Annotated in this window: 20 protein-coding genes; 8 read left to right on the plus strand and 12 right to left on the minus strand. The window is 48.5% G+C overall.

Features of this window, described 5'->3' with window-relative positions; translation table 11 throughout:
- Positions 1-73: 73 nt before the first annotated feature.
- The gene (locus QW772_03275; GenBank protein MEM0037924.1) at positions 74-1030 is read right to left on the minus strand and encodes an NAD-dependent epimerase/dehydratase family protein; all 957 of its coding nucleotides are present in this window, start codon (positions 1028-1030) and stop codon (positions 74-76) included.
- Between the two features lie 19 nt (positions 1031-1049).
- Positions 1050-2042, minus strand: coding sequence for a hypothetical protein (locus QW772_03280; GenBank protein MEM0037925.1), 993 nt, complete (start codon positions 2040-2042; stop codon positions 1050-1052).
- A gap of 111 nt (positions 2043-2153) precedes the next feature.
- On the opposite strand from QW772_03280, the gene QW772_03285 reads away from it, so the two are divergent.
- Positions 2154-4241: a sodium-translocating pyrophosphatase gene (locus QW772_03285; GenBank protein ID MEM0037926.1), complete on the plus strand. Its 2088-nt coding sequence runs from the start codon at positions 2154-2156 to the stop codon at positions 4239-4241.
- A gap of 2 nt (positions 4242-4243) precedes the next feature.
- Here QW772_03285 and QW772_03290 read toward each other — a convergent pair whose 3' ends face one another.
- The 4 genes from QW772_03290 to ahcY all read right to left on the minus strand — a co-directional run bounded on the left by QW772_03290 (position 4244) and on the right by ahcY (position 8206).
- Positions 4244-4786: a cob(I)yrinic acid a,c-diamide adenosyltransferase gene (locus QW772_03290; GenBank protein ID MEM0037927.1), complete on the minus strand. Its 543-nt coding sequence runs from the start codon at positions 4784-4786 to the stop codon at positions 4244-4246.
- Positions 4787-4796: 10 nt separating this feature from the next.
- Positions 4797-6488 carry a DUF4910 domain-containing protein gene (locus tag QW772_03295; protein MEM0037928.1) on the minus strand — a complete coding sequence of 564 codons (1692 nt, stop codon included), beginning with the start codon at positions 6486-6488 and terminating at the stop codon, positions 4797-4799.
- Positions 6485-6715, minus strand: a complete 231-nt coding sequence (locus QW772_03300; protein MEM0037929.1) for a DUF2283 domain-containing protein — start codon at positions 6713-6715, stop codon at positions 6485-6487. The genes QW772_03295 and QW772_03300 overlap by 4 nt, the downstream gene beginning before the upstream one ends.
- Positions 6716-6955: 240 nt before the next feature.
- Positions 6956-8206, minus strand: coding sequence for an adenosylhomocysteinase (gene ahcY / locus QW772_03305; protein MEM0037930.1), 1251 nt, complete (start codon positions 8204-8206; stop codon positions 6956-6958).
- A 213-nt stretch (positions 8207-8419) separates the two neighbouring features.
- On the opposite strand from ahcY, the gene QW772_03310 reads away from it, so the two are divergent.
- Together QW772_03310 and ppdK are read left to right on the plus strand one after the other, a co-directional pair.
- Positions 8420-9919, plus strand: a complete 1500-nt coding sequence (locus QW772_03310) for a glycosyltransferase family 39 protein (GenBank protein MEM0037931.1) — start codon at positions 8420-8422, stop codon at positions 9917-9919.
- A gap of 60 nt (positions 9920-9979) precedes the next feature.
- Positions 9980-12901 (plus strand): pyruvate, phosphate dikinase, encoded by a 2922-nt coding sequence (gene ppdK, locus QW772_03315; GenBank protein ID MEM0037932.1) that lies wholly within the window; start codon positions 9980-9982, stop codon positions 12899-12901.
- A gap of 54 nt (positions 12902-12955) precedes the next feature.
- Here the strand turns inward: ppdK and metG are convergent, their stop codons facing one another.
- The 4 genes from metG to QW772_03335 all read right to left on the minus strand — a co-directional run bounded on the left by metG (position 12956) and on the right by QW772_03335 (position 15768).
- Complete coding sequence (gene metG, locus QW772_03320) at positions 12956-13300, minus strand: methionine--tRNA ligase subunit beta (protein ID MEM0037933.1); 345 nt, start codon at positions 13298-13300, stop codon at positions 12956-12958.
- 126 nt (positions 13301-13426) lie between these two features.
- Positions 13427-13834, minus strand: coding sequence for a Zn-ribbon domain-containing OB-fold protein (locus QW772_03325; protein MEM0037934.1), 408 nt, complete (start codon positions 13832-13834; stop codon positions 13427-13429).
- 7 nt (positions 13835-13841) lie between these two features.
- Positions 13842-14993 carry an acetyl-CoA acetyltransferase gene (locus tag QW772_03330; protein ID MEM0037935.1) on the minus strand — a complete coding sequence of 384 codons (1152 nt, stop codon included), beginning with the start codon at positions 14991-14993 and terminating at the stop codon, positions 13842-13844.
- Positions 14986-15768, minus strand: coding sequence for a hypothetical protein (locus QW772_03335; protein ID MEM0037936.1), 783 nt, complete (start codon positions 15766-15768; stop codon positions 14986-14988). The genes QW772_03330 and QW772_03335 overlap by 8 nt, the downstream gene beginning before the upstream one ends.
- A gap of 155 nt (positions 15769-15923) precedes the next feature.
- On the opposite strand from QW772_03335, the gene QW772_03340 reads away from it, so the two are divergent.
- The 3 genes from QW772_03340 to QW772_03350 are packed head-to-tail and all read left to right on the plus strand — an operon-like array spanning position 15924 to position 17866.
- On the plus strand, positions 15924-16943 hold the full coding sequence (locus QW772_03340; protein ID MEM0037937.1) for a lysylphosphatidylglycerol synthase transmembrane domain-containing protein: 1020 nt from the start codon (positions 15924-15926) through the stop codon (positions 16941-16943).
- Between the two features lie 33 nt (positions 16944-16976).
- Positions 16977-17333 (plus strand): metal-sulfur cluster assembly factor, encoded by a 357-nt coding sequence (locus QW772_03345; GenBank protein MEM0037938.1) that lies wholly within the window; start codon positions 16977-16979, stop codon positions 17331-17333.
- A gap of 23 nt (positions 17334-17356) precedes the next feature.
- Positions 17357-17866, plus strand: a complete 510-nt coding sequence (locus tag QW772_03350; GenBank protein MEM0037939.1) for a molybdenum cofactor biosynthesis protein B — start codon at positions 17357-17359, stop codon at positions 17864-17866.
- 20 nt (positions 17867-17886) lie between these two features.
- On the opposite strand, the gene QW772_03355 is transcribed toward QW772_03350, so the two are convergent.
- Complete coding sequence (locus QW772_03355; protein MEM0037940.1) at positions 17887-18480, minus strand: hypothetical protein; 594 nt, start codon at positions 18478-18480, stop codon at positions 17887-17889.
- Between the two features lie 123 nt (positions 18481-18603).
- Here QW772_03355 and QW772_03360 point away from each other — a divergent pair, with 123 nt between their 5' ends.
- The gene (locus QW772_03360; GenBank protein ID MEM0037941.1) at positions 18604-20112 is read left to right on the plus strand and encodes a phenylalanine--tRNA ligase subunit alpha; all 1509 of its coding nucleotides are present in this window, start codon (positions 18604-18606) and stop codon (positions 20110-20112) included.
- Positions 20105-21748: a phenylalanine--tRNA ligase subunit beta gene (gene pheT / locus QW772_03365; GenBank protein MEM0037942.1), complete on the plus strand. Its 1644-nt coding sequence runs from the start codon at positions 20105-20107 to the stop codon at positions 21746-21748. The genes QW772_03360 and pheT overlap by 8 nt, the downstream gene beginning before the upstream one ends.
- Here pheT and QW772_03370 read toward each other — a convergent pair.
- Positions 21729-23846 carry a DEAD/DEAH box helicase gene (locus QW772_03370; GenBank protein ID MEM0037943.1) on the minus strand — a complete coding sequence of 706 codons (2118 nt, stop codon included), beginning with the start codon at positions 23844-23846 and terminating at the stop codon, positions 21729-21731. The genes pheT and QW772_03370 overlap by 20 nt on opposite strands.
- Positions 23847-23885: the final 39 nt, after the last annotated feature.

The raw sequence follows: 23885 nt of genomic DNA on the forward strand, positions 1-23885 counted from the left end.
TAGGTGTGAAGCCTACACCGATTTCACTGGTTAAGTCCAGCGATATCGGCTCCTTAAAACCATAAAACCAGCTTCAGTCCTTCCCCAGCATCCACCTTACAGTCTCTCTCAGGGCTTCCCTAGAGGTCAGGGTAGGATACCAACCCAAGTTCATCAACTTTTTTGCATCAAGTAGCATGAACTTGACATCGCCTACCCAACCTCTCCCGTCAGGGGTGGCTGGTTTGTAGGTATACTTGACCTCAGTTAACCCCATCTCCTCGACTACTAAATCGGCTATCTCTCTGACAGATATCCAGTCGACGTTACCTATGTTGTAGACCTCCTGGCTTCTTCCCGACGACCTGAGGTGTTTTAATGCTTTATTCATGCCTGAAATTAGGTCTTTAACATGCAGGTAGGACTTCTTTTGAGTTCCGTCACCCAGTATCTCCAATGTCTTAGGGTTGCTTCTTAACTTCTTGATAAAGTCCACTATAACTCCGTGTGTTTGCCTAGGACCGACTATGTTGGCAAATCTGAGAATAAGCGCCTTCAGACCATATACCTCACTATATGTCATTATCAAGTTCTCGGACATGAGCTTCGAGGCGCCGTAGACAGATATAGGTCTCGTTGGGTAACTCTCCGGCGTGGGGAACACGTCGGCGTCGCCGTATACTGTGGAGGAGCTGGCGAAGACCAGCTCCTCAACATCCTCGAGTCTACAGCACTCGAGGACATTAAAAGTGACCACGACGTTCTCCTCGAAATGAACGCGCGGTTCCGTCGTCGAGATCCTGACCTCCGGGTTCGCGGCAAAGTGATAGACCGTATTGACGTCTCTGAACGCTGCCTTCAGTTCTTCGTCAAGGACCTTTAGGTCCTTGGTTAAGAACCCGACCTTGTTACCCTTTAGCAAATGTTCTATGTTCCTTGTAGTGCCTGAACTCAGGTTATCTACTATGAATGTCTCGTAACCCTCCCTAACCAGGTAATCAACTACGTGGGAACCTATGAAGCCCGCCCCACCGGTAACTAGAGCCCTCATTAAAATGACCTGCCAGACCTTACTGCTTGGTTAACAAAGATACTATGTTAGAGGCAATTATATCAACCACGTTCAACATAGTGTCTAACGAGCTCTTCGACGGGTCCTTAAACTTTATCATAACGTGACTTCCTCTTAAGGATACGCTGAGTTCGCTGGAGAGTTCCTTAGGCAGTGACGATATTATGTTGACGAAGCTGACGCTTCTGACGCCCAAACACACCTTTAAAGTGTGTCCCAGCTCTGTCTCTAGAACCACCATGCCTACTCCATCCTCCCTACACAATTTTGACAACATGTCGTGCGTTAGCGGCTTTAACAGCCAGTAGTTATCCTTTATAATCTGCTTATCGAAATCGCGTGAGACCACTGCAACCCTCAACGGTCCATAACGGATCACGTTCTCACTATTGAGAATTTCGTCAATGAGTTTTAGAGCTTCATCATACTTAGTAGCTTCCTTCTCCACTTCGGGATTCAATTTATAGGATCTTGAACGTATCACGTTGAGGAAGTATGTGTAGAGCACGTTAGGGAAGTCGGTCGAGTTGTAATTCACTTTTACTGCTTTAGCCAGTGCCTTACCTATCTTACTCATGTCATTTACTCGTCCGGAGGTGTATGACGTCACATCTTTAAGCAGTTGCTCCGGAAGCTCTACTGCCGCGTTCAATGTTTGAATATATTCTAGGATTGTCTGGGTTAATGTGGTTGTTTCAGAAAGGCTCATGAGGATCTCCCCCTTCCCTGAGTCATCATACTTAGTTACGATGCCAAGTTTCTTCTCTGAAAGGATGTGGAAACCTGTTGAGCTATATATGCTGATAAATTGGGACGGTGTGAGACCCACTGCATAGCTTCTAACTATCTTAAGAGGAGTCTTGATCGTCTGTGGCACGAACTCAACATAGACCCGCACCCCCTTGCTGGTCAAGGTGTTTGAGAGTATGGCTGTAGCCAAGACCTCGTCCAGTCCTACCTTAGAGTAGATTGACGTGTTCTGGATAGTCAAATCCTCAACACCACCTCAGCAGCATCACGTTCACTACCCTAGTGTTTACAGAACCTCTACCCAAATAAAGCTTTTAAGCGTTAACCCTTATGTAGAGTTCAGGTGCAGATCATGTATGTGGAATCCGCTATCCTGATAATCGCGTTAGTTGCGATCGTGTACGCGTTATTAATGTCCTACAGGATAGTTAGAGAGCCCAGCGGATCCGGCAAGATGATTGAGATACATGAATACATAAAGGAGGGCGCTAGAGCTTACCTTAAAAAGCAATACACAGTCATATTCGTAATAGCCGTGGTGCTGGCGGTTCTCTTGGCACTGTTCAGCTCTCTGAGAATGGCTTTCAGTTACGTCCTAGGGGCGCTCTCCTCAGTCATCGCCGGCTATGTCGGCATGAGGGTAGCTGTAGACTCTAACGTGCGCACCACCCACGCTGCTAAAGAGAATGGAATTAACAAAGCGCTCAGACTAGCGTTCAACGGCGGTCTAGTAATGGGTTTGATGACTGTAGGAATTGGACTACTACTGATAGTTATTCAGTACGTGATTTACGGCGAGGGTGTTGAAGCAATAAATGACATAATAGGTTACAGCTTCGGTGCTTCGTCAGTCGCTCTCTTCGCAAGAGTGGGCGGCGGGATCTACACTAAGGCTGCTGACATAGGGTCCGACCTAGTCGGTAAAGTTGAGGTTGGTATACCGGAGGACGACCCCAGGAACCCCGGGGTCATAGCCGATAATGTGGGCGATAATGTGGGCGATGTGGCAGGGATGGGCGCTGATTTATTTGAGTCGTACGTAGGTGCTATAATCTCAACGATGATCATAGCATCCACCCAACTGAGGGGTTTCGCGACTTACTCATGGGGTAGCTTCGCTCTAATCCCCTTGCTCGTTGCTGCTGCAGGAATTGTGGCCTCTATATTGTCGTCCTTCGTTGTACGTACTAAGGAGGGAGGCGATCCTTCGAAGTCACTAACTTCGGCCACCGTAGTTGCCTCCATCCTGATAGCTATTACATCGGGCTTCGCGGTGACGCAGTTGATAGGAGGTGAGCTAGGGCTCAGAATCTGGGTCGTCATAGTCGCCGGGTTAGTGGCAGGGGTTACGATAGGGTTGACGAGCGATTACTTTACTAATGCTAGATACTCCCCCGTCAGGAAAGTCGCTAGGATGTCTGAAGCCGGCCCGGCCTTAACCATCCTAACAGGTTTTGCTTACGGTCTACTAAGTGCATTCATACCAGCACTTATGATCTCCGTCGCCTCACTGATATCGTTTTTGATTCTATGGCTGTACACGCAAGAGTTCTGGCTTGGCATCTACGGGGTTGCCCTATCCGCTGTGGGCATGCTGTCCTTGACGGGGGTTGTCGTAAGTGCTGACGCGTACGGCCCTATAACTGACAATGCCGCGGGGATAGCCGAGCAAGCGGGACTGGGCGAGGAGGTGCGTTCTATAACAGACAAACTCGACGCCGCTGGAAACACCATGAAGTCAGTGAGTAAGGGATTTGCCATAGGCTCAGCCGCCCTAACTGCCTTAGCCTTCATAGGCGCATACGCCTCTGTACTCCAACACCACACAGGCGTGAAGTTAACTGAGCTCTTCCAGCGGCTGACAATCCTAGACGCCGGCCTAATTTCAGGCATGTTCATAGGGGTGGTGATGCCTGCTGTATTCACTTCGATAGTAATTCTCGCGGTCAGTGACTCAGCCTTCGTCCTTATAGAAGAGATTAGGAGACAATTTAGAGAAAAGCCGGGGATACTTGAGTTTAAGGACAGGCCCGATTATGGGAGGGCTGTAGCTATAGTGACGACCTACGCTATAAAGAGGTTAGTTCTGCCGGGCATAATAGCTATCGTAACCCCGCTCGCCGTCGGCTTAATTCTAGGACCTTATGGCCTGGCCGGCATGTTGCTCGCCGCTACGATCTCAGGCCTGTTACTGGGGCTATTCCAAGGCAACGTTGGAAACACGTGGGATAACGCCAAGAAATTCATAGAAGCCGGGTCTCACGGCGGTAAAGGAAGCGAGGCCCATAAAGCGGCGGTCATAGGAGATACTGTAGGTGATCCCATGAAGGACGCGGCAGGCCCTTCCATAAACATCCTGATAAAGTTAATGAGCATAGTCTCCCTAGTCTTCGCCTACTATATAGCCACCTACAACTTATACGTATTCCTCGTCCGCTAAACTCAGATATCTAAACCCTTGATGTTTGCAAAGCCTTTTTTGAAGTAATGCCTGACCTCTCTAACCTCCGTCACTAGATCGGCGATCTCCCTTAACGTTTTCGGCACATATCGCCCGGTAACTATGGCGTGCCTTTCGGTGTTACTCACAAAGTTTCTCAATATTCTGATAGCTAAGCTCTCGTCAATCAAACCCATGTGCACAGCCAGACCTAGTTCATCAAAAACTACCAGCTTGGGCTTTAACCTGCGTGTAAGGGACGGATATACATGCACTAGGAATCCGTAACTCAGCGCCATATTAAGTGATGCAGCATAGCTACTGAGATCCTCCGGATTAACGAATCCCTCGCAACCTAGCCTCATCACGTAGATCTGCTTCCTAAGCATGCGAGACAACTTATTTATGAACACGTACTCGCCACTGACTTCACCCTTCATGAACTGCAGTACGAGGACCTTCCAACCCCAACCTAACGCACGTAATGCAGTGCCAATTGCAGCCGTAGTTTTGCCCTTACCTTTGCCGTAATACACTAATAACATATAGCATACCTCACGAACCGGTTCTTAAGCTCTGCAACGCCTCAAGTATTAGATTAAAGTCGCTTTCCTTGATGCTGATGCCGAGCTCTGCAGACATGAACTTTCTTAAGTCGTTGTCGCTGATCCCGCACGACGAGTACAGAGCCCCTACAGCTAAGGCCGTGGGGGTCCAAGGCTCTCTGCTGAATAACTTCCTCAGTTCTTCGCGGAGTCTAGGTTCCTTAGACACCCTGAGTATGTGTTGCGTGGAAGGAAATCCCGAGTTCTCAGCTACCTCCATGCACTTCACACGCTTCCTTACGCTGGTGTAGATCCTCTGACGCAGCATGGCCAGCGAGCCACGGGCTCTGAAATACTCAAGCTCCGACACATAACTTATGTAGTGCTTCATCGCTGACTTATTTCGCGGTTCATACGTCAGCACAGTCTTAAGGGCCGTGAGGGCGATGAGCAATGCGTTACTTGCGCTGAACTTGTCTATCATGTCAAGACTTGTGTGATAGAACCTGTCAGGCCAGTTAGTCAGGGAGACTGCGGGAATCCCGAATACGATGTACGAGTCATGATCGCTACCCGCCACATAGCATCTACTGTCAAACCTTAATGATGGTTTAATTTCGTTAAGGGCTGGTAATCCCCAACCTCTGTTTACTTCTACGTAGAAATTCCTGAAAGCATGGGCCTCAAACCCGCTCGCCAGTAATGCAGGCGAACGTATGAAATTCAAAACAGAGCCTGTAAGCGATTGCTTCTCACCCACCATATCCAAGTTTAACGCGCCCTCTATTTTAACTCCCTCCTTAAGCAGCTTCCTAACTAAAGCAAGCGACCCGTAATGCTCAGGTATCCATACAAACCTGACCCTCATCCCTCCCAACTCACATCCCGTTCTCTTAATAGACCTACCGAGGGCTCTGGCTATACATAAGAGTGCGGCAGCACCGCTCACATTATCGTTGATAGTCCCCTTTGGGTGACAGTAGTGCGCTGTTAGATGAACCTCCTTTTCACCATCGCCAAACTCAGCGGATATTACTTTAATATCCCTTGGGTCGGTGTAGCTTGCCTTGACGAAGCCTTCGACTTGAACCCTCTCCCCTTTGAGGATGCTCCACCTCATCATCTCCGCATCTCTTCGTGATATGCACAGCACTGGAGACTTCATCTTAGGCAACTCCGAAGGCGTCGGAAAGAGACTCACGTAGGGTACGCCGTCGAGTACCGCATCCCTCCTGTAAATGAGGACAGCCTTAACCCCTTTTTCAACCAGTCTCAGGTACATGCTTAGACTTCTGTTGCTCGTCAAAACCACCTCAGCGTCGCTTGGTATAGACTCCTCGTTCTCGACGTAACTCACACGCCCAGCGAACTCACCGCCCGGTGAATGTGCTGCAACGGCGGTCCATGCCCTCCTCACTGAAGAGACGGTTTTCTGATACGGGTATGTAACACGGACTTCACCATCACGGAGATCCCAACCGACGAGAGGACTTATCCATTTCTGAGGACTTGCATAGCTAAATGTGTGTACGGAAACTCCAACACCCCTGTCCTCCAGAGATGCTCTTATGAAGTCAGCACTCCGCAATATCTCCCTTGAGCCCTGTATCCTATGGTACGATGAGAGATCTAAAGCCAATCTGGTTAACTCTAGGTGATCTGAAATGCTTTTGACCTCATTAAATAGTTGAGTCAAGCTCATGTTCCAATACCCAATCTCTTCATAAAGTCGAAGACAGTCAGTGAGACCACTTTACCCCCTTTAATCCTCGCCACGACGTTGCTTTCCGTTAACACTGCCTCATCAGCGTCTTCTATATCGTAGCCAAAGTTTATGTAGAGAATATCAGTTTGCCTATCGTACTCAAACCACACGTTATTGATATCTCCGATTAGTAGCTCATTTCCTTCAAATTTCGCGTCACTCATGATAACACCATATAATCTAAGTAGGAGCGAAATTATAAAAAGTCTTCCATGACTATATCTCCCTAGTGATGTAGATATGGATGGATTAAGCTCTTCAATAATGAAGTGTGAGGAGCTCTGTACCGACTTCTGTAACATGAAGAAGGATGAAGAGCTAGAGCTCTGCATGAATTCATGCATGAAGTACTGTCTTTCCTCTAAGACCGATTAAGTATCAAAGCCGCAAGCCCTAAGCCATCTTCACGTGCCGTATTTCCAAGCAGAAATGTAGCGGATCTGCTCCTCCGTCAACTTGTCTATCTCTACATTCATCGAACGCAGCTTATATTGGGCTATCTCCTCATCTATCTCCCTCGGAAGGACGTAAACACGCTTCTCTAAGGCAGATCTGTTCCTGACTATATACTTCGTAGCCAACGCTTGGTTTGCGAAGCTCATGTCCATCACCTCGCTCGGATGTCCCTCGGCCGACACTAGATTCACTAATCTCCCCTCACCTATTAGATACAGCTTCCTCCCGTCAGGTAACGTATATTCCTCCAGATTAGGTCTCACGGACCTCTTACGGAGTGAAATCCTCTCCAGATCCTCAACGCACACCTCCACGTTGAAATGCCCTGCGTTAGCCAGCACTGCACCGTCCTTCATCAACCTGAAGTGTTCCTCCCTTATAACTCCCTTATTTCCTGTAGCAGTCACGAACACGTCCCCTACTGCAGACGCCTTACCCATGCTCATTACTTCAAAGCCATCCATCACCGCCTCCAGGGCCCTCACAGGATCCACCTCAGTCACAACTACTCTAGCGCCCATGCCGCGCGCCCTCATAGCTATGCCTCTACCAACCCACCCATATCCAGCCACCACGAATACCTTGCCGGCCAGAAGCAGGTTCGTGGCTCTCAAGACGCCGTCTATAACGGATTGGCCAGTACCATATCTATTGTCAAACATGAATTTAGTTAGCGAGTCGTTAACCGCTATCACGGGATATAGGAGCCCTCCCTCCCTCTCAAGGGATCTCAACCTATTGACACCTGTGGTGGTTTCCTCGGTTCCACCCCAAACTCTTGAACCTGCGTCTCTGAGAACTCCATGCAAGTACGCGTGAAGATCAGCACCATCATCTATTACTACGTCAGGGTTAGACGACGCCGCCTGAGCGATACACTCATAGTACTCGTGTTGGGTCTGACCTCTCCATGCAAACACATGAATGCCCTCGCTGGCTAGCGCGGCAGCCACCGAGTCTTGCGTGGAGAGGGGATTGCTCCCTGCCAACCAGACCTCAGCACCCCCCTCCGTTAGAGTCCTGACCAACACAGCAGTTTCCTTAGTTACGTGGAGGACTGCTGCAACTCTGACTCCTGCCAATGGCTTCTCTTTATAGAATTCATCTCTAATCCTCATCAGGACGGGCATATGTCTCTCCGCCCATTCAATCTCTTTGAAACCAGCATCTCTCAAATCAATGTCGGCTACCCTGTACATTCACCAACTCACCTCCTGCTATAGGAGGTTTTACGATCAAAAATACTTTGCTGAGGGGCTTCATAACGCTTCAGACCATTTGTTAGTTTCTTGTAAGATCGATTTGTAATTTTGCATAGCGGGCCGTGAGTTACTGACGTAGGTTGGACGCATTAAAACTGTTTTTAACGTATGTCTTAAATTTTAAGTTGATGAAGGTGGTGTTCAATAGTTGTGGACGTACTCAAAAGGCAGAAAGTCGGGAAATCCGCACACAGACTTTTAAGCGCCCTGGTCGTGATTGCTTTCCTGCTTGCTTACGGCTATCTAACGTACACTTACGCCTCAGGCATAGAGGACTACATATCCGATGAGTGCTGGTATGTAAGTGCGGCAAGAAATACGATAATTAAGTACTTAGGGGTGAGCCCAGACAGAGCTCAGCGCGGCATGACAATCGTGACTGTGGAACTGTATAATCCATTGAGTGAGTACGAGTATTTGAAAATAGTTAGTAGGGTTAAGGGATTTATAGAAAATGATTTAGGTGGTAGGATAATTAAGGGTGAGGAGTACTACAAGTTCAGCTCGGACGGGAAGTTCCTGCCAGCCTTGTGTGTGGAGGTTAATCAATCCCTCATAGCAAGTCTGCTCAGTTATTCTGGTGTTAAGCAGGTAATCAGGGGGTATTGCTATCCCAATGCTGAGGGAGTGTTTAGCTATATGAACTTAGAGCACCCGCCCCTAGTTAAGTACTTTATAGGACTTTCCATGGTTCTTCTAGGCGACTACCCTGCCTTCTGGAGAGTGCCTTCGATCATCGCAGGCACGTTGATCCTAGTCTTCATATTCCTGTTGTTTCGAGAGGTAGTGAAAAAAGATACCTGGCTAGTGTTAGGGCTGGCCACGGCTTTAATCACGGCCTTTGACAAGACGTTCAGGTCGATGTCTATGGTGGCGATGCTCGATATATTTGTGGCTCTATTCACCACGCTGACCCTCTACTCCGTGCTAACTAATAGACTTGGACTAACGTCGATCTTCGTGGGTCTTGGCTTCGCCAGCAAGTTCAGCGGGGCATTCCCGGCGGTTCCCGCAGTGCTCTACTGGATTAAGAGGGAGAAACCTGCTAAGGTGTTCTTACTGATTGTATACACTCCAATACTCCTCCTACTGCTTCTGGGGATTCCGTACATAGTTAGAGATGGTTTCCTCCAGTGGTGGAATGCATCAGTTGAAGGCGCCTTCAGATGGCACTTAAGCGTCAAGACGACGGAAGGTCCGCCGCAGGCTATGCCATGGGACTGGTTATTAGGCAGAAACCCGTTCCCACTGCACTATGTGTGGGATGCAGGTAGTGGTCAGTTCATCGCCGACTTGATTGCGTCAGGTAACCCAGTCCTGTACACTCTTACAGCCGCCCTCTCCCTGATTATCCTACCCTCACTCCGCGATCTCCCTGATAAGGGGGTGACTCACGTGTTCACTTGGCTTACCTATTTAATGTATGTGGCAATGTGGTTTCTAGGAGGGAGGACTCAGTACAGCTTCTACGCTGTTCAAGTAGTTCCCCTCTTCTACACAACGCTGGTAATGATAGTTTACTACCTTACAGCATCTCCTGCCAACATTCGTGAATTAGTTAAGAGATGGCGCCGCATCCTGAACGTAATCAGCATGTGGTTAGCCGGGGAAGTCTCGGTCAGCATGAGGCTCGTTATTTCAGACGAGTAATTGAAGAGTGATAACGTCATTTAAAAACTCCGCTTAAGGTAATTAAGCGAGGGTTGAGGTGTGAGGTACGTATTCAGTTTTGAAGAGGCCGATTGGAAGGATAAAAGGACGCTGGGAGGTAAGGGCGCTTCATTAGCACAAATGACTCAATTAGGGTTGCCTGTACCTCCAGGATTCATAATAACTACCCAAGCATGCAGAGAGTTTTTCACATGTCGCCGCGATGAGATAGAGAGCATAGTTAAGGAGCTTGAGAGGAATCCACCGCCTCACGTGAGGGATCAGTTGATCAGGAAAATCTGGGACATCATAAGAAGCATGGAGATGCCAGAGGGCTTGATGGATCAGGTCAAGGAGTATATGAAGCAACTTGAGGAGAAGACCGGCAAGATCTTCGGCTCGCCGGAGAACCCGTTGCTGGTCTCTGTGAGATCCGGAGCCGCGGTCTCCATGCCCGGCATGATGGACACAGTTCTGAATCTAGGTATTAACGATGACGTGGTGAAGGGTCTAGCAAGACTCACTAATAACGAATGGTTTGCCTACGACGCCTACAGAAGGTTCCTAGCCATGTTCGGTAGAATAGTCCTCGAGATTAACGAGGAACTGTTTAATCAGGTCTTCGACAAGTATGAAGAGGAATTTAAGCAGCAGACTGAGAGGCTGTACGCTAACGAGTTAGAAGCGATTAAGGTCAAGTACCCCAAGTATACCATAAGGCTTGACGCGCAACCACCAGCAGACACGGCCCCTAATCTGTGGAGGTTCTCAGTGGAGTACCTGAAGAAGATAGTTGATGAGTATAAGAAACTAATCAAGGAGAACTGGGGTGAGTTCCCGCAGGATCCGTGGAAGCAACTAGAACTGGCCGTCAAAGCGGTCTTCAGATCTTGGATGAATCCGCGTGCGATATTCTACAGGATGGCCAACAACATAACGCCTGAGATAGCTGATTGCACAGCTGTCAACATAGTAACTATGGTATTCGGTAATATGGGCTGGGACTCAGGCACAGGCGTCTACTTCACTCGTGACGTCGCTACAGGCGATAACAGACCCTATGGGGAGTTCCTGCCCAACGCTCAGGGCGAGGACGTGGTAGCAGGCATTAGGACGCCGCTAAGTCTTGATGAGTTGAAGGAGAGGATGCCTGCAATCTATGAGGATTTGATAAGGGCTGGCAAGACTCTTGAGAAGTTAAACAGAGACGTGATGGACATAGAGTTCACTATAGAGAAGGGCAGGCTCTACTTCCTGCAGAACAGGGTAGCTAAGATGACCCCGGTGGCCAGAGTGAAGACTGCTGTGGAGATGGCTGAGGAGGGGATAATACTGAGGGAGGAAGCGATTATGAAGGTCTCGCCGGACACTGTTCTTAGACTCCTCTATCCGAGGGTCGACCCTAAAGCCAAAGCGGAGCCCGTGGCTAAGGGTCTACCTGCTTCGCCGGGAGCGGTCAGCGGTGAAGCGGTCTTCGACCCTGACACCGCAGTCATTAGGGCGAGGGAAGGTAAGAAAGTAATATTGGTTAGAGTCGAGACTAAGCCCGACGATGTACATGGTTTCTATGCAGCGGTAGGCATATTGACGTCTAAGGGTGGGATGACGTCACATGCAGCGGTAGTGGCTAGAGGTATAGGGAAGCCCGCGGTCGTGGGGGCTGAGGCCATTAAAGTGGATTACGAGAGGAAGGTCTTCGAGGTTAACGGGAAGCAGGTGAGGGAGGGCGACTGGATAACTATAGATGGTAACACCGGCAACGTCTATGTGGGTAGAGTACCGACTGTAGAACCTGAGATGATATCCGAGCTAGATAGGTTGCTTAGGTGGGCTGACGAGTTTAGGAGGCTTGGCGTCAGAGCCAACGCGGACGTGCCCGAGGATGCCTTCATTGCAAGGAAGTTCGGCGCTGAAGGAATAGGCCTACTCAGGATAGAGAGGATGTTCAGAAAACCCGAAAGATTAGAAGCCTTGAGGAATGTAATACTTTCAGACACGAGGGAAGGTAGGGAGGAACACCTGAGGAAGCTTGTGGAGATGATAAAACCTGACTTCAAGGAGATGCTTAAGATAATGGACGGATTGCCTGTGGTTATAAGGCTGATAGACCCGCCGCTGCACGAGTTCCTGCCGGCTCCGGAGGAGATACTTAAGGACCTCTACGAGGTCAGAACGGCGTATCTCGAGCTCAGCACCTCTCAAGCCGCTAGAGAGCTAATGCCTACCCTGATTAAAGAACTTGAAGACAGGCTTAAGAAGCTTGAGACCCTCTACAAGAGGGTCTCAACCCTTAAGGAGCACAACCCCATGATGGGTCACAGGGGTGTGAGGGTCGGGGTTACTTTCACTGAGATATACTACTACTTAAGCAGGGCGATGTTAGAAGCTGCAGCTGAACTGAAGAAGGAGGGCTACAAACCTGTACTAGAGATAATGATACCACAGGTAGCGCACGTCAACGAGGTTAAATTCGTCAAACAGAGAGCAGTAATACCTGCTATAAAGGATGTCGAGAGGGAGTATGGCATTGACTTAAGCGACGTTAAGATAGGTACAATGATAGAGACTGTGAGAGCGTGCTTAACAGCAGGTGAGATAGCCAAGGAGGTCGACTTCTTCAGCTTTGGAACCAATGACTTGACTCAAGGTACATTCAGTTTTAGCAGAGATGACGTCGAGAACAAGTTCATGCCTCAATACTTGGAGTACGAGATACTACCCGAGAACCCATTCCAGACTATAGATGTTGACGGCGTCGGGAAATTAGTTGAGCTGGGCACCAAAGAAGGCAAGAAAGCCAATCCGAATCTAGAGGTAGGTATATGCGGGGAGCACGGAGGAGATCCAGCGTCCATTATGTTCCTACACAAGGCAGGCCTGGACTATGTAAGCGCTTCCCCATTCAGAATAGTTGTAGCCAGGCTTGCTGCTGCTCAAGCAACCATCTCCGAGAAGTTGGGTAGAAAGGAATCTGGAGAGTAACACCCGCAGAACTTATTGTGTAACATTTCAGGTAAAACTAAAACTTAAACCTCCTTAGCACACTTTAGTACCCGGTTTAACGGGTTTCTCAACCGTTAGTATAACTGGAATCTCCCCTTCACCGCAGCCTGCCGCCAGCAACATGCCGTGGGACTCGAAACCCATCATTTTTCTCGGCTTGAGGTTGGTAACAACCACTACGTTCTTACCAACCAAATCTTCAGGTCTATACCATTCAGCGAGGCCTGCTACGAGTTGCCTCCTTCCCTTCTCGCCTAAGTCAACAACTAACCGGATCAGTCTCTTGGAGCCCGCGATCCTCTCCGCACTCTCCACTAGACCTATTCTTAGGTCTAGCTTCTGAAAATCCGAGATATCCACATATTCTGAGGAGCTCATTATTTCACCACATCTTAAATCACGTTGCTGAGTTTATAACCAGGAACCTTAGCAATTTTGAGTTTCATGGAACTTTAAAGAGTCTTGCAGGACGATGTTGCCTGTTGTGAAGCCCCTAACCCCGAACTACCTCCCAACGTCTTCCTCTTCGATAGGTCTGAATTTAACAACGTATGGAATCCCGCCGTCAATAGTCTTGGCAGTCCTTCTTACCGTAGCCACCACCTTCATGCCGATCCTCACTTCCTCAGGCCTGACCTCCACGATCTCGGAAAGCACTTTAGCGTCTCCTAACTTGATTAAAGCTATTATAAGGGGTGCGAATTCCTCGAACCCCTTAGCCGGCACCTGAATGATTGTGTAGGTCAGCACCTCACCCTCGCGTGGCAGGTTCTCACGTACCACTCTCTCTGAGCCGCACTTAGGGCACCTTGCCTTAGGAGGATAGACAACGTAGCCGCATTCTAAACATTTAGTGGCTATTATGTTGAGTAGCACATCCTTTATCCTCCAAACCCTCTGAATCGTTGTCACCGAGTACTCACCTCCTCAAAATGACGGTCGTTATGTTCGACCCCACCCCACCTATGTTCTGGGTCAGGCCTACTTCAGCCGCCACTCTGACTCCTGGGAAATCGCCTCTGAGTTGCATCACTACCTCGGCCAACTGATATAACCCAGTAGCTCCTACAGGATGCCCTCTTGCTTTCAAGCCGCCTGACGGATTTATCGTTGGTCTGTCGCCAGGAGCAAATTTACCTTCACACCACATCTTAGGTGCTTCACCCCTGTTTGCAAATCCTATTGACTCTATGCTTAACGCGGCTGTGATCGTATATGCGTCGTGAATTTCAGCTACATCTACATCCCTAACTTCAATGTTAGCCATCTTCATAGCATTCCCTAAAGAAATCCTTGAAGCAAGCATGTCATCAAGTTCTATTCTTGAGGATAGGTCAGTACTATCTATAGCGTTGCCTACACCCGCAATCACTACTGGCGAGTCGTTGATCTTCCTGAAGTCCTCACTGACCAGGTATGCTGCAGCCGCCCCATCACTGAGAGGGCATGCATCGTAGAGTCTTATTGGCTCGGCTATGATGGGGGAGTTCATGACGTCCTCTAATGTAATTCTATTTCTTAATTGGGCGAAGGGGTTTTGGGATGCATTCTCATGCATGAGCACAGACCACTGTGCGATCTCCTCATACTTAACACCATGCCTCTCCATGTAGTATCTCATAATCAATGCGTTAAGTCCTGAGAAGGTAACTCCATATATCAGTTCATAATCAGCGTCAGCTGCATAGGCCAGACCCCTGATCACATCGCTTGAAGGTCTCTCAAAGAGTTTCTCAACACCGACTACAAGCACTTTCCTGAAGAGGCCTGAAGCCACTAGGGAGTACCCTGCCATTATGGCGGCGCCCCCAGATCCACACGCCCCCTCCACCTTAAAGCCGCTGACCCCCCTCAAACCTACGTGATCCCCTATAAGGGATGCGAGGCTCTCCTGCTCCACAAGACTACTTAGCATGTTGCCGACCACTATTGCCTCAGGCTTTTCGTTGCCTGCATCCTCTATAGCTTCGAGGGCCGCTAACCCGCCCAAGTCCCTCAATGCCACATTCATGTGCCTTCCTACTCTAGTCATCCCTACTCCAGCCACGTAGACTCTCCTCAAGTTAGCCACCGGAGCATTTCATATACAGTATGATAATGCCCTCAGATATGGATCCACCGACGAAAACGAGCTTCTCACCATCGTTGCACCTCTCAGCCACCTTAACCAGGGCAAGGGCCGTGCCGAGACTCCCTTTATAACCCGACTTCCTAATTTCCTCAGCCACTGAGGAGTCAGCACTCTTAAGCTTGAGCGAAGCTAGTACTCTATCAAGTAGTCTTGGATTATTTACAAACCCACTAACCACCCTGACTTGACCGTTCCTAACCCTCCTAGACTTAGAGAGTTTCGTGAGTATCCGGGACGTGGTGGATGTTGAGGCTTCAACTATCAACTCACTTAACGCTCTCTCGTCAGTGATCTCGGTCTTTAAGAAGCCCAGGAACTCCTTCTTCAACTCATACCTAGATATGAGGGTCTTCCCTTTGCTGTTCAGAGTTAAAGTCACTGACCCCGCAGGGGGGTCGGCGCTGACGGCCGTGAGGACGGAGGGCGTGTTTCTGATGCTATATGCTAATCCCTCACTGAATGACTTAAAGGTCACTATAGGAGCGTCGCTTCTTCCTATCAGATCAAGGACCACGTGAAAATCCACATCCTTCTTGCCATCGTAGACGAAAACAAAGGAGCTACCGTCATTAATGCTCAGTCTGTTGAGCGTCTCATACGCCATTGTTATCTCATCCTCATCCCTATAGGGTGAGGGCAGTCTCGCACCGTTAACGCTAACGGAGAATCGAGGGATATAGAGCCTCCATTCCTTAAGGGCTGGCATCCTTACCACCCTGAATAATATGGGGGTCACTTCTTTTATTGTTTAAGTCTTGATTAATCAATTGTCTAATATACTGCATCCTCGGGCTTAAGGTAGGGCGGATTGTGTGTTCGCATGCTTATATTTTCTTAATGGGCTAATCTACTCTTAGTAAGGGTTAACGTATGGTCGCGATGCGTAAAGCACTACTGCTGGCGTTAGCGGTCGCTCTCATATCATATACAATACTGTTTCTAGTCATGTACCTCAGTGATATAAGCTTCGTCTATGATATCCTGTTGCGAAGGAAGAGTCTAGGATACGCCTTACTAGCTCTGACCTCTAGGATGGCATCGGTCACCCTACATGCGCTGACCTTCTATGTTCTAGTGAAAATGTTTGGAGGGATTGCCCTGAGCGACGTTTTGAAGATAACCTACATATCTATCTTCACCGAGCTGATAGTCCCTATAGGAGGGATCACGGAAGTAACTAAGTTCGCACTCCTGAACAGGTACACTTCACTTGCGTCAAGCAGGACAATACTGGGCATAGCCTCCCACAGAGTTGTGACCACTCTAACGATGACTTTCTTCATGGTCGTCGCGTTAGTAGGTCTCCACGTCTCGTTACCCCGTGCCATGATTCTTGTGATGCCTGCCGTTGCACTACTAATAATTAACGTAGCCCTCTTGGCACTTCCCAGAAGCAGGAAACTTGAATCGCTAGTAAACAGGGTTCTCAGAACTTCAGGGAAGAGAGGTGAGCTAAGGTTTCACGAGGAGTACAACAACGAGTTCCTCAAGCTTGCGACACGTCATGACCTGATTCTGTTAGCTACCTCGCTCTCAATACTGGAGAGACTTGCTAATGTACTTCATGGATACTCCCTCTCTCTGCTTATCGGGGTCTCCCTCAATGTGTGGCAACTGGTGCTAGGATTCGACTCTATATACATGATCATGTGGCTTCTTCCAGTAGTCACGCCTGGAAATGTCGGGATTTACGAGCTAACGCAAACAGGTGTTTTGACGTTAGTAGGCACTGACAGGGGTGTGGCGGCGCTCCTTAGCGTCCTCACTAGAGTGTTTATAGTGCTAGGTGAGTACCCGTTGTTTCTGCTGGCCATGTTAAGCTTTGGAATAAGTTTAAAGAGTGTGCTGAGCTATGTAGAGGAAGCGAAGAAATCCTATCGACTTAAATAACACGGAATCGTTATGATACCTAGGTTCACCCTAATGGTGGATGAGGTTAAAGATAGGGTCATTAAGGCATTGAAGGAGGTAGAGGATCCCGAGGTGGAAATCGACGTATGGAACCTCGGCCTAATATACGATGTCTCAGTGGATGATGCTGGAGTGGTCAGGATCAGGATGACCTTTACAGCTCCGGGATGCCCGGTCGGCAAGCACTTACTTTACGAGGTATATAAAAAAGTGCTTTTGATTGAAGGAGTTAAGGATCTCCACGTTGACGTGGTCTTCACACCTAGATGGACCCCACTGAACATCACTCCAGAAGGGCGGGAGAGGTTTAGATCTAGACATGGATACGACATAGTGGAGAAATATCTGGAACTCTCTAAGAAGGGCTAACACGCTAGGAGGCCTAGTCAGATATGCCGGTGGAGGAGCACAGGAGGGAGTCCTCAAGAGTTGAGGTCAAGCTATGTTTACTGATCACAAGCAACTCAATACGTATGGGGTTAAAGAAGGACGTGATCTCCCCAACGGTCGAGAGGCTTTGCGTGGAACATGGTGTTCCCCTCGTAAACAGGTTAGTAGTTCCAAATGACGGGGAGGAGATTAAGAAAGCTTTAACGAGCCTACTTAGTGAGTGCAACGTAATCCTAGTTACTGGAGGTACTGGAATAAGTCCTAGGGATGTAAGCGTTGAGAGTTTAAGAGGTTACTGCGTGAAAGACATGCCTGGCTTTGGAGAGCTTTTCAGGTACCTGTCATTCCTGAAACACGGTTCGGCAGCCATGGCATCAAGGAGTTTCGCCTGCGTAGTCGGCAGTGCATTGATATTCGTCGTTCCGGGCTCCCCTGACGCTGTTGAGACTGCCATGAGCCAACTCATCCTACCTGAGGCACGTCACCTACTGTACGAACTGTCAAAAACCTAGTAGTAAGTGAGGGCATTGCCCTACCGCCCTATGGAGTTTCTTATCTCATCACGCATCATCAGCTTCGAATATATGTTGGACGTCTCCTCCCTATCCCTCTCCACTATACTGACTCGACCGGCGTTGACGTCAAGCCTTAGCAGGATGTAAGAAGGGGTCCAGGAGGAAGGTTTTATTCGTCTATCCAGGCAAAGATTAGCCAGTATCTCCTTCAGTATTGCTATATTACTTCTTAATAACACCTCCTGCGTGTCGATTCTAGGAGGTCTGAATAGTGTAGGAGCCCACCATCTCCTAGACTTGCCTCGCTCTGAGTCCTCCGGTCTTGATATCAAGTCGCTGAAGAACTTTCTAGCCTCCTCACTGTCACTCAATATTGACTCGACCTTCTCAGCGTCTCTAAGCAATTCATACTCACTGCAACCCTCATGCTTAAGTTTCACTACCTCAATAGTAGGGTATGTGAGAACTTTTGTATTCTTGTCAAGTCTCCTTATTGTAAGGAATCTCAGCAATGGGTTCTTGAGAACGTGACTTAGATAGCACTCAATCACCAGCCTTTCACCACGAGTTCTGCATTCATTGAACTCGGCTATCGCGACAGGAAACCACATCAGCACTCCTTCACGCTGCTTGGGATAAGCCTCAATGAACGTCATTGCATCCCCGACTATATCCTGATACGCTAAATAATTTAATTATCTTATCCTCCATATACTCAAGTAGCGGTGTAAGCGATGACTGAGAACATAGTGCTGCCGCCGAGGCAGTATAGGTTAATCCAATGTCTAGCTACGTCTGAGGAAGCGTTAACCGTTACTAAAGTAGGCAACATGCTCGGCCTCAGAGAGTCAGACCTTATGCGGGACCTGGCGGAGCTCGAAAGTAAGTCTTTAGTTAGGTTGGAGAGACGTGTAAGCTACTCTATCAAGCTAAGTAACCTAGGTCTCAAGTACCTTGAGGAAGGCCTCCCTGAGGAACGGCTTCTAAAGCACCTGCAGATGCGTGGAGGGAGTGCCCCCCTGGAGGATCTGAGGAAGTTAGGGCTTAACGAGGATGAGGTCAAGGCCGCTTTAGGTCAGTTGCGTAAGCATAGGCTAGTGAAACTCGAGAAAGGATTAATAACGCTGGTTAACGGGGGTGTTGAAAGCCTTTCCTCAGAATCGCTCCAGATAAAAGAGTTGATGAGGAGGCATGTGAAGCCTGTAATCTATGAGGAGGTGCCTAAGTGGGTAGTGCTCCTTAAACACAGGAGGATCGTGGAGGTTGATGAAGTTAGAGAGATTAAGGTTCACCCAACACAGAACCTCCTTAGACTATTAAGTGAAGGCAAAATAATTGAGGGGCACCTCATAACTAATCTTACCTCGGAGATGCTAATGTCAGGCTCTTGGAGGACCGCCATAATAAAAGAGTTCGATCTAGGTGTTGATGTGCCCAAACGCACTCCGAGACTAAGGCATCCCTACACACAGTTCATGATGTACATTAAAGAAATCCTTATAGGGATGGGGTTCGAGGAGGTTAAAGGACCCTACCTAGAGAGCTCGTTATGGAATTTCGACGCCTTATTCGTGCCTCAACATCATCCAGCAAGGAAGGAATCCGATGTGTATTATGTAGAGAACGTGGAGTTGCCGGTCAGTGAGAAGGACGTACTTGAGAGAACTAAGAAAGTTCATGAGGAGGTCTTGAGATATAACTGGAGGAGTGAAGTGGCGGCAACTCCGGTGCTAAGAACTCATACAACCCCGGTCTCAATGAGGACCATATATGAAAGGGGCGCTGGTGAGTATAGAGTCTTCTCGTTCGACAGGGTTTTCAGGCCTGACACCCCAGATCCAACACATCTGATGGAGTTTCACCAACTGGAGGGTATAATTGTGGGTAAGGAGGTCACATTTAGAGAGCTACTCGGGTTCTTCAAAGAACTTGCGAGCCGCCTAGGTATGAAGGAAGTGCGATTTAAGCCCGCATACTTCCCGTTCACGGAACCTAGCGTGGAGGGTTTTGTGAGGCATCCTAAGTTAGGATGGGTGGAGGTCTTCCCTGGAGGCATGTTCAGACCTGAAGTGCTTGCCAGCGTCGCGTTACCGACAACCTATAAAGTAGCTGCATGGGGTATAGGCATAGACAGGTTAGCGATGATAGTTCTAGGAGTTGATGACATAAGAGATCTTTACTCAAACGACCTGGACGTGATAGAAGCAACTAAAATACCTGAGGTGATGCTTAGAAATGCCTAAAGTAGAGGTCAAGTTATGGGATGTGGAGAGGGTGGCTAAAACCCCTCTCACGCTAGAGGATCTGGGAAAACACCTTGAACTCCTGAAGGCTGAAGTGGAGGAGGTCAGGGGGGACACGGTGGTATATGATGCAAGCCACGATAGGCCCGATCTCTTCTCAGCTGAGGGTTTAGGGAGAGCCATAGGTCTTCTTAAAGGAGCTAGAAAGCCGATTAAATATGTGGTAGAGGACTCAGGCACTTACTTAGATGTCAGAAACGCGCCTTCCTACAGACCTTATGCGTACTTCGCAATAGTAGAGAACCTAGACCTTGATGAAGAGTCGGTGAGGCAGCTCTTTCAATTACAAGAGAAGCTGCATACCAGCTACTGCGGGGATCGAGAGTTAGCCGCCATAGGCCTTTATGATCTTGATAAAATAAAGTTACCAGTTAAGTATGTTGAGGTGGAAACTGCCAGGTACAGACCTTTAGGATATGACAGTATAATGAGTCTTGAGGAAGTTCTGACTAAGACGGAAAAGGGGGTTAAATACGCTCACTTAGTACGCAGGGGCCGATACCCACTGTTGGTGGATTCAGAAGGACAGGTGATGGGTTTTCCGCCAATACTTAATCCCGAGGACAACAAGGTGACTGAGAACACTCGAAGAATAGTGATAGATGTCACCGGCACCGAACCACACCTTATGATGAAGATATTAAATCTCGTCACTACGTCCGTTAGTGAGAGATCTAGAAACCCGGTAATTAAGAAAGTGCTTATCAAGGGAGGCTCAACTTACTCGGTAAGTCCTTTGCTGGAGAGCGCGCAGATAAGGGTTGAGAAGGATTCAATAAAGTCGCTACTAGGTATCGACCCCCTTGCGAAGGGGGATTCAAAACTTCTAGAGCTGATGGGATACAATGTATTGCATTTTGATGCCAAGGAGATCGTAGTTGAGGTTTCCCCGTTCAGGATAGACGTCCTATCATACGTTGACGTCATAGAAGACATAGCCATTGCTTATGGGTACAACGAGTTAGGCGGTGGGATCACCCCATCACCGCATTTCGGAAGTGTCAACCCGTTGGAGAGGTTTGCTGACTACGTAAGGGAGATACTGCTGGGGCTAGGGCTTCAGGAGGTCATGAACTTCATGCTCACAGACCCTGATGTGCTGGGTCTCATCAGCGAGGAGGATTTCGTCAAGCTGAAGAATCCTAAAATGAAGATATACTCGGCGGTCAGGAATTCCTTGACGCCGACGCTACTTATGTCCATCCGGGTTAATAGCACTAAGAGAAGGTCTTTCGGAATTTTTGAAGTAGGTGATGTAGTTAAACTGTCTGGCGATGCACGTCCGACGTACGTTAAGATGCTTGCATACGGTTTAGCCGGAGATGAGTACACCCTAACTGACGGACTCATCGTGCTTAAATCACTTATGACGGTCATCGGAGTTAACTATGAGTTAAGGAGAAGCTCTAGGAAGTCCTTTATAAGGGGTAGGTCGGCGGAAGTTGTGGTTAAGGACGAGATTGTAGGGGTGGTCGGTGAAGCATGTCCTGAGATCCTAACTAGCCTAAACATCTACGTACCTGCCACTATAGCTGAGATAAACCTAAGCAAATTATTTACCGTGCTGAGTTCTTGAACTTAATGAGCTTTCTAGCCTCCTCAACTACTTCACGTGCTACTTTATGGCCAAAGCCTCTGAGATTAGCTAATCTAGTCGGATCTGCCGAGGCTAGGTCTTCAACAGTCTTGATACCGTTCTCAAAGAGGGATCTAGCTCTAACCCTGCCGACACCTTTAACCCTAACTAGGTCAGCCAGCTCCTCTTTAACTCCGCTACCTACCCTCACGCTGAGTAGGTCAAGTCTCTTGGAGTGCTCCTTAAGTCCTACCACGTCACACACCCTTGACGCCGCGTATGTTAGCCACTCGCCAGTTTCAACTAGGACTCGCAAGTCACCTGATCCGACACCATACCTGCTTATTATCTCATCCTCCGGCATTTCCTCAATCCATGCGTTAAGCACTCGCCCTACCTTGTAGGCTCTCAACCAGTCATAGTACCCTATTTCCTCGATTCCCCCCGGCGGTTCTGGAACTAGTCCCATCTTAAGTGATGCACGGGCCTCCTCTGAAAACATTCTATAGTTTGTCACCCTTACCTTACTGAAGTCGGGGGTTAGCGCTATCAGTGTTAGGTAGTACAGAGGCCTAGCAGTAACTAACTTCCCTAGGTCGTTGGTTATGATGACTGCCGTCAGAGGGTCTATATAGAGCCTCGAGACCGTTGCCCCTAGTTTAGTAGCTCTTAATAACCCGCCACTATCTTCAATCATTTTCTCCTCCTTAAGTGTTTTCAATCCATAGCTCACCGCATAGGTAATCGTACTGCTTCCGAGGAGGAACCCTGCAAGCGTCCTCCCAAGTATGCTGATTAAGTCATCAGGTGTTCTGGCATCTCCAGACGCTATCAACGCAAGCATGTTAATCCTAACGGCCCTATCCTGGAGGAGGGTCGACTTAACGGGCTCTGGCTTCCCTAGGACATAATTCCATCCCTCCTCCTCCGAAGTCACGTCAGCAACTATAGCCTCACCATATGGGTCGTACTGCGGCCTACCCGCTCTGCCGGCCATCTGCTTAAACTCAGCAACCGTAATAGGTTTGATGAATCCTTCAAACCTTCGTGTGTAAACCAAAACCCTCCTGGCCGGGAGGTTTATGCCTGCTGAGAGGGTCGGGGTGGCGATGACTGCCCTGAGAACTCTGTCTCTAAACCCTTTCTCCACTATTCTCCTCGAAGACAGTGAAAGTCCGGCGTGATGATATGCAAGTCCCTTAACAATCACTCTAGAGAGTGACTCAATCTCAGATCTCGGTGCGTCGGAAGACTCTAGCTCATCGACCAACTCTCTGGCGTCAGGGATGTTCTCCGCATTCAACGTAGCTAACTTTAAAGACATCTCCTCAGCCCTTCTTCGAGCCTGCACAAAAACCAAGAGTTGATAGTTCTCGTCGACAGCCTTCATATAGCAGTGCTGTGGTAATGTGAACTTTTTATGAACCTCCTCTAAACGCCCGTCCGAGAATACTATGACGTTTTTTCTAGATAAATAGAAACCCTCAATTAGTTTAACTGGGCGCCAGTCACTAACAACGAGCTCTGAATCCAGCCACTCGCTTAGTACCTGAGGTTTACCCACTGTCGCGGAAAGCCCTACCAACTGTAATTTGCTGAGGAGCGACCTAACCGCAATTAACTCAACAATGAATCCCCTCTCCTCATCACCCACCATATGTAGTTCATCGATCACTATGGTCTGCAAGTTATTTAACCATGAAGGCTTCAGCCTGAAGATGGAATCCATTCTCTCATAAGTAGCGACTATCCAGTCATAACGTTTTAACTCCTCACCGGGCTCATCGTAATCACCGGTCGTAATGCCAACCTTAACTCCTAACCGTTCCCATAGTCTGAACTCCTCGAACTTCTCCTCAGCCAAAGCTTTCAATGGGGTCACGTAGACCCCTTTACCGCCATTGATCCAGGAATTAATTAGCGAGAGCTCTCCGACCAAAGTCTTGCCGCTCGCAGTAGGCGCTACAACCACTAGCGAGGCTCCCTTGAGTAAACCTCTCCTAACGGCCTCTGCCTGAGGGGGTGTAAGCTCTGTTATACCCCTTGCCTTCAAAGCATTTATTACATCACTCGGAAGCTCCAACGCTTCGACATGCAATTAAACCCAACCCGCTCCCAATACTTAAAAATCTTGAGT

Origin of the sequence: Zestosphaera sp. (assembly GCA_038727705.1) — an archaeon.
In the GTDB taxonomy this organism is placed as follows: domain Archaea; phylum Thermoproteota; class Thermoprotei_A; order Sulfolobales; family NBVN01; genus Zestomicrobium.

Bases quoted from the DNA above. Each gene is read 5' to 3' on its own strand.
- metG (MEM0037933.1), bottom strand. From the start codon at position 13,300: ATGAGCTCCTCAGAATATGTGGATATCTCGGATTTTCAGAAGCTAGAC.
- QW772_03295 (MEM0037928.1), bottom strand. From the start codon at position 6,488: ATGAGCTTGACTCAACTATTTAATGAGGTCAAAAGCATTTCAGATCAC.
- QW772_03355 (MEM0037940.1), bottom strand. From the start codon at position 18,480: ATGTGGTTTCCTGTCGCGATAGCCGAGTTCAATGAATGCAGAACTCGT.
- QW772_03275 (MEM0037924.1), bottom strand. From the start codon at position 1,030: ATGAGGGCTCTAGTTACCGGTGGGGCGGGCTTCATAGGTTCCCACGTA.
- QW772_03285 (MEM0037926.1), top strand. From the start codon at position 2,154: ATGTATGTGGAATCCGCTATCCTGATAATCGCGTTAGTTGCGATCGTG.
- QW772_03340 (MEM0037937.1), top strand. From the start codon at position 15,924: ATGGTCGCGATGCGTAAAGCACTACTGCTGGCGTTAGCGGTCGCTCTC.
- pheT (MEM0037942.1), top strand. From the start codon at position 20,105: ATGCCTAAAGTAGAGGTCAAGTTATGGGATGTGGAGAGGGTGGCTAAA.
- QW772_03300 (MEM0037929.1), bottom strand. From the start codon at position 6,715: ATGAGTGACGCGAAATTTGAAGGAAATGAGCTACTAATCGGAGATATC.
- ahcY (MEM0037930.1), bottom strand. From the start codon at position 8,206: ATGTACAGGGTAGCCGACATTGATTTGAGAGATGCTGGTTTCAAAGAG.
- QW772_03345 (MEM0037938.1), top strand. From the start codon at position 16,977: ATGGTGGATGAGGTTAAAGATAGGGTCATTAAGGCATTGAAGGAGGTA.
- QW772_03350 (MEM0037939.1), top strand. From the start codon at position 17,357: ATGCCGGTGGAGGAGCACAGGAGGGAGTCCTCAAGAGTTGAGGTCAAG.
- QW772_03360 (MEM0037941.1), top strand. From the start codon at position 18,604: ATGACTGAGAACATAGTGCTGCCGCCGAGGCAGTATAGGTTAATCCAA.
- QW772_03290 (MEM0037927.1), bottom strand. From the start codon at position 4,786: ATGTTATTAGTGTATTACGGCAAAGGTAAGGGCAAAACTACGGCTGCA.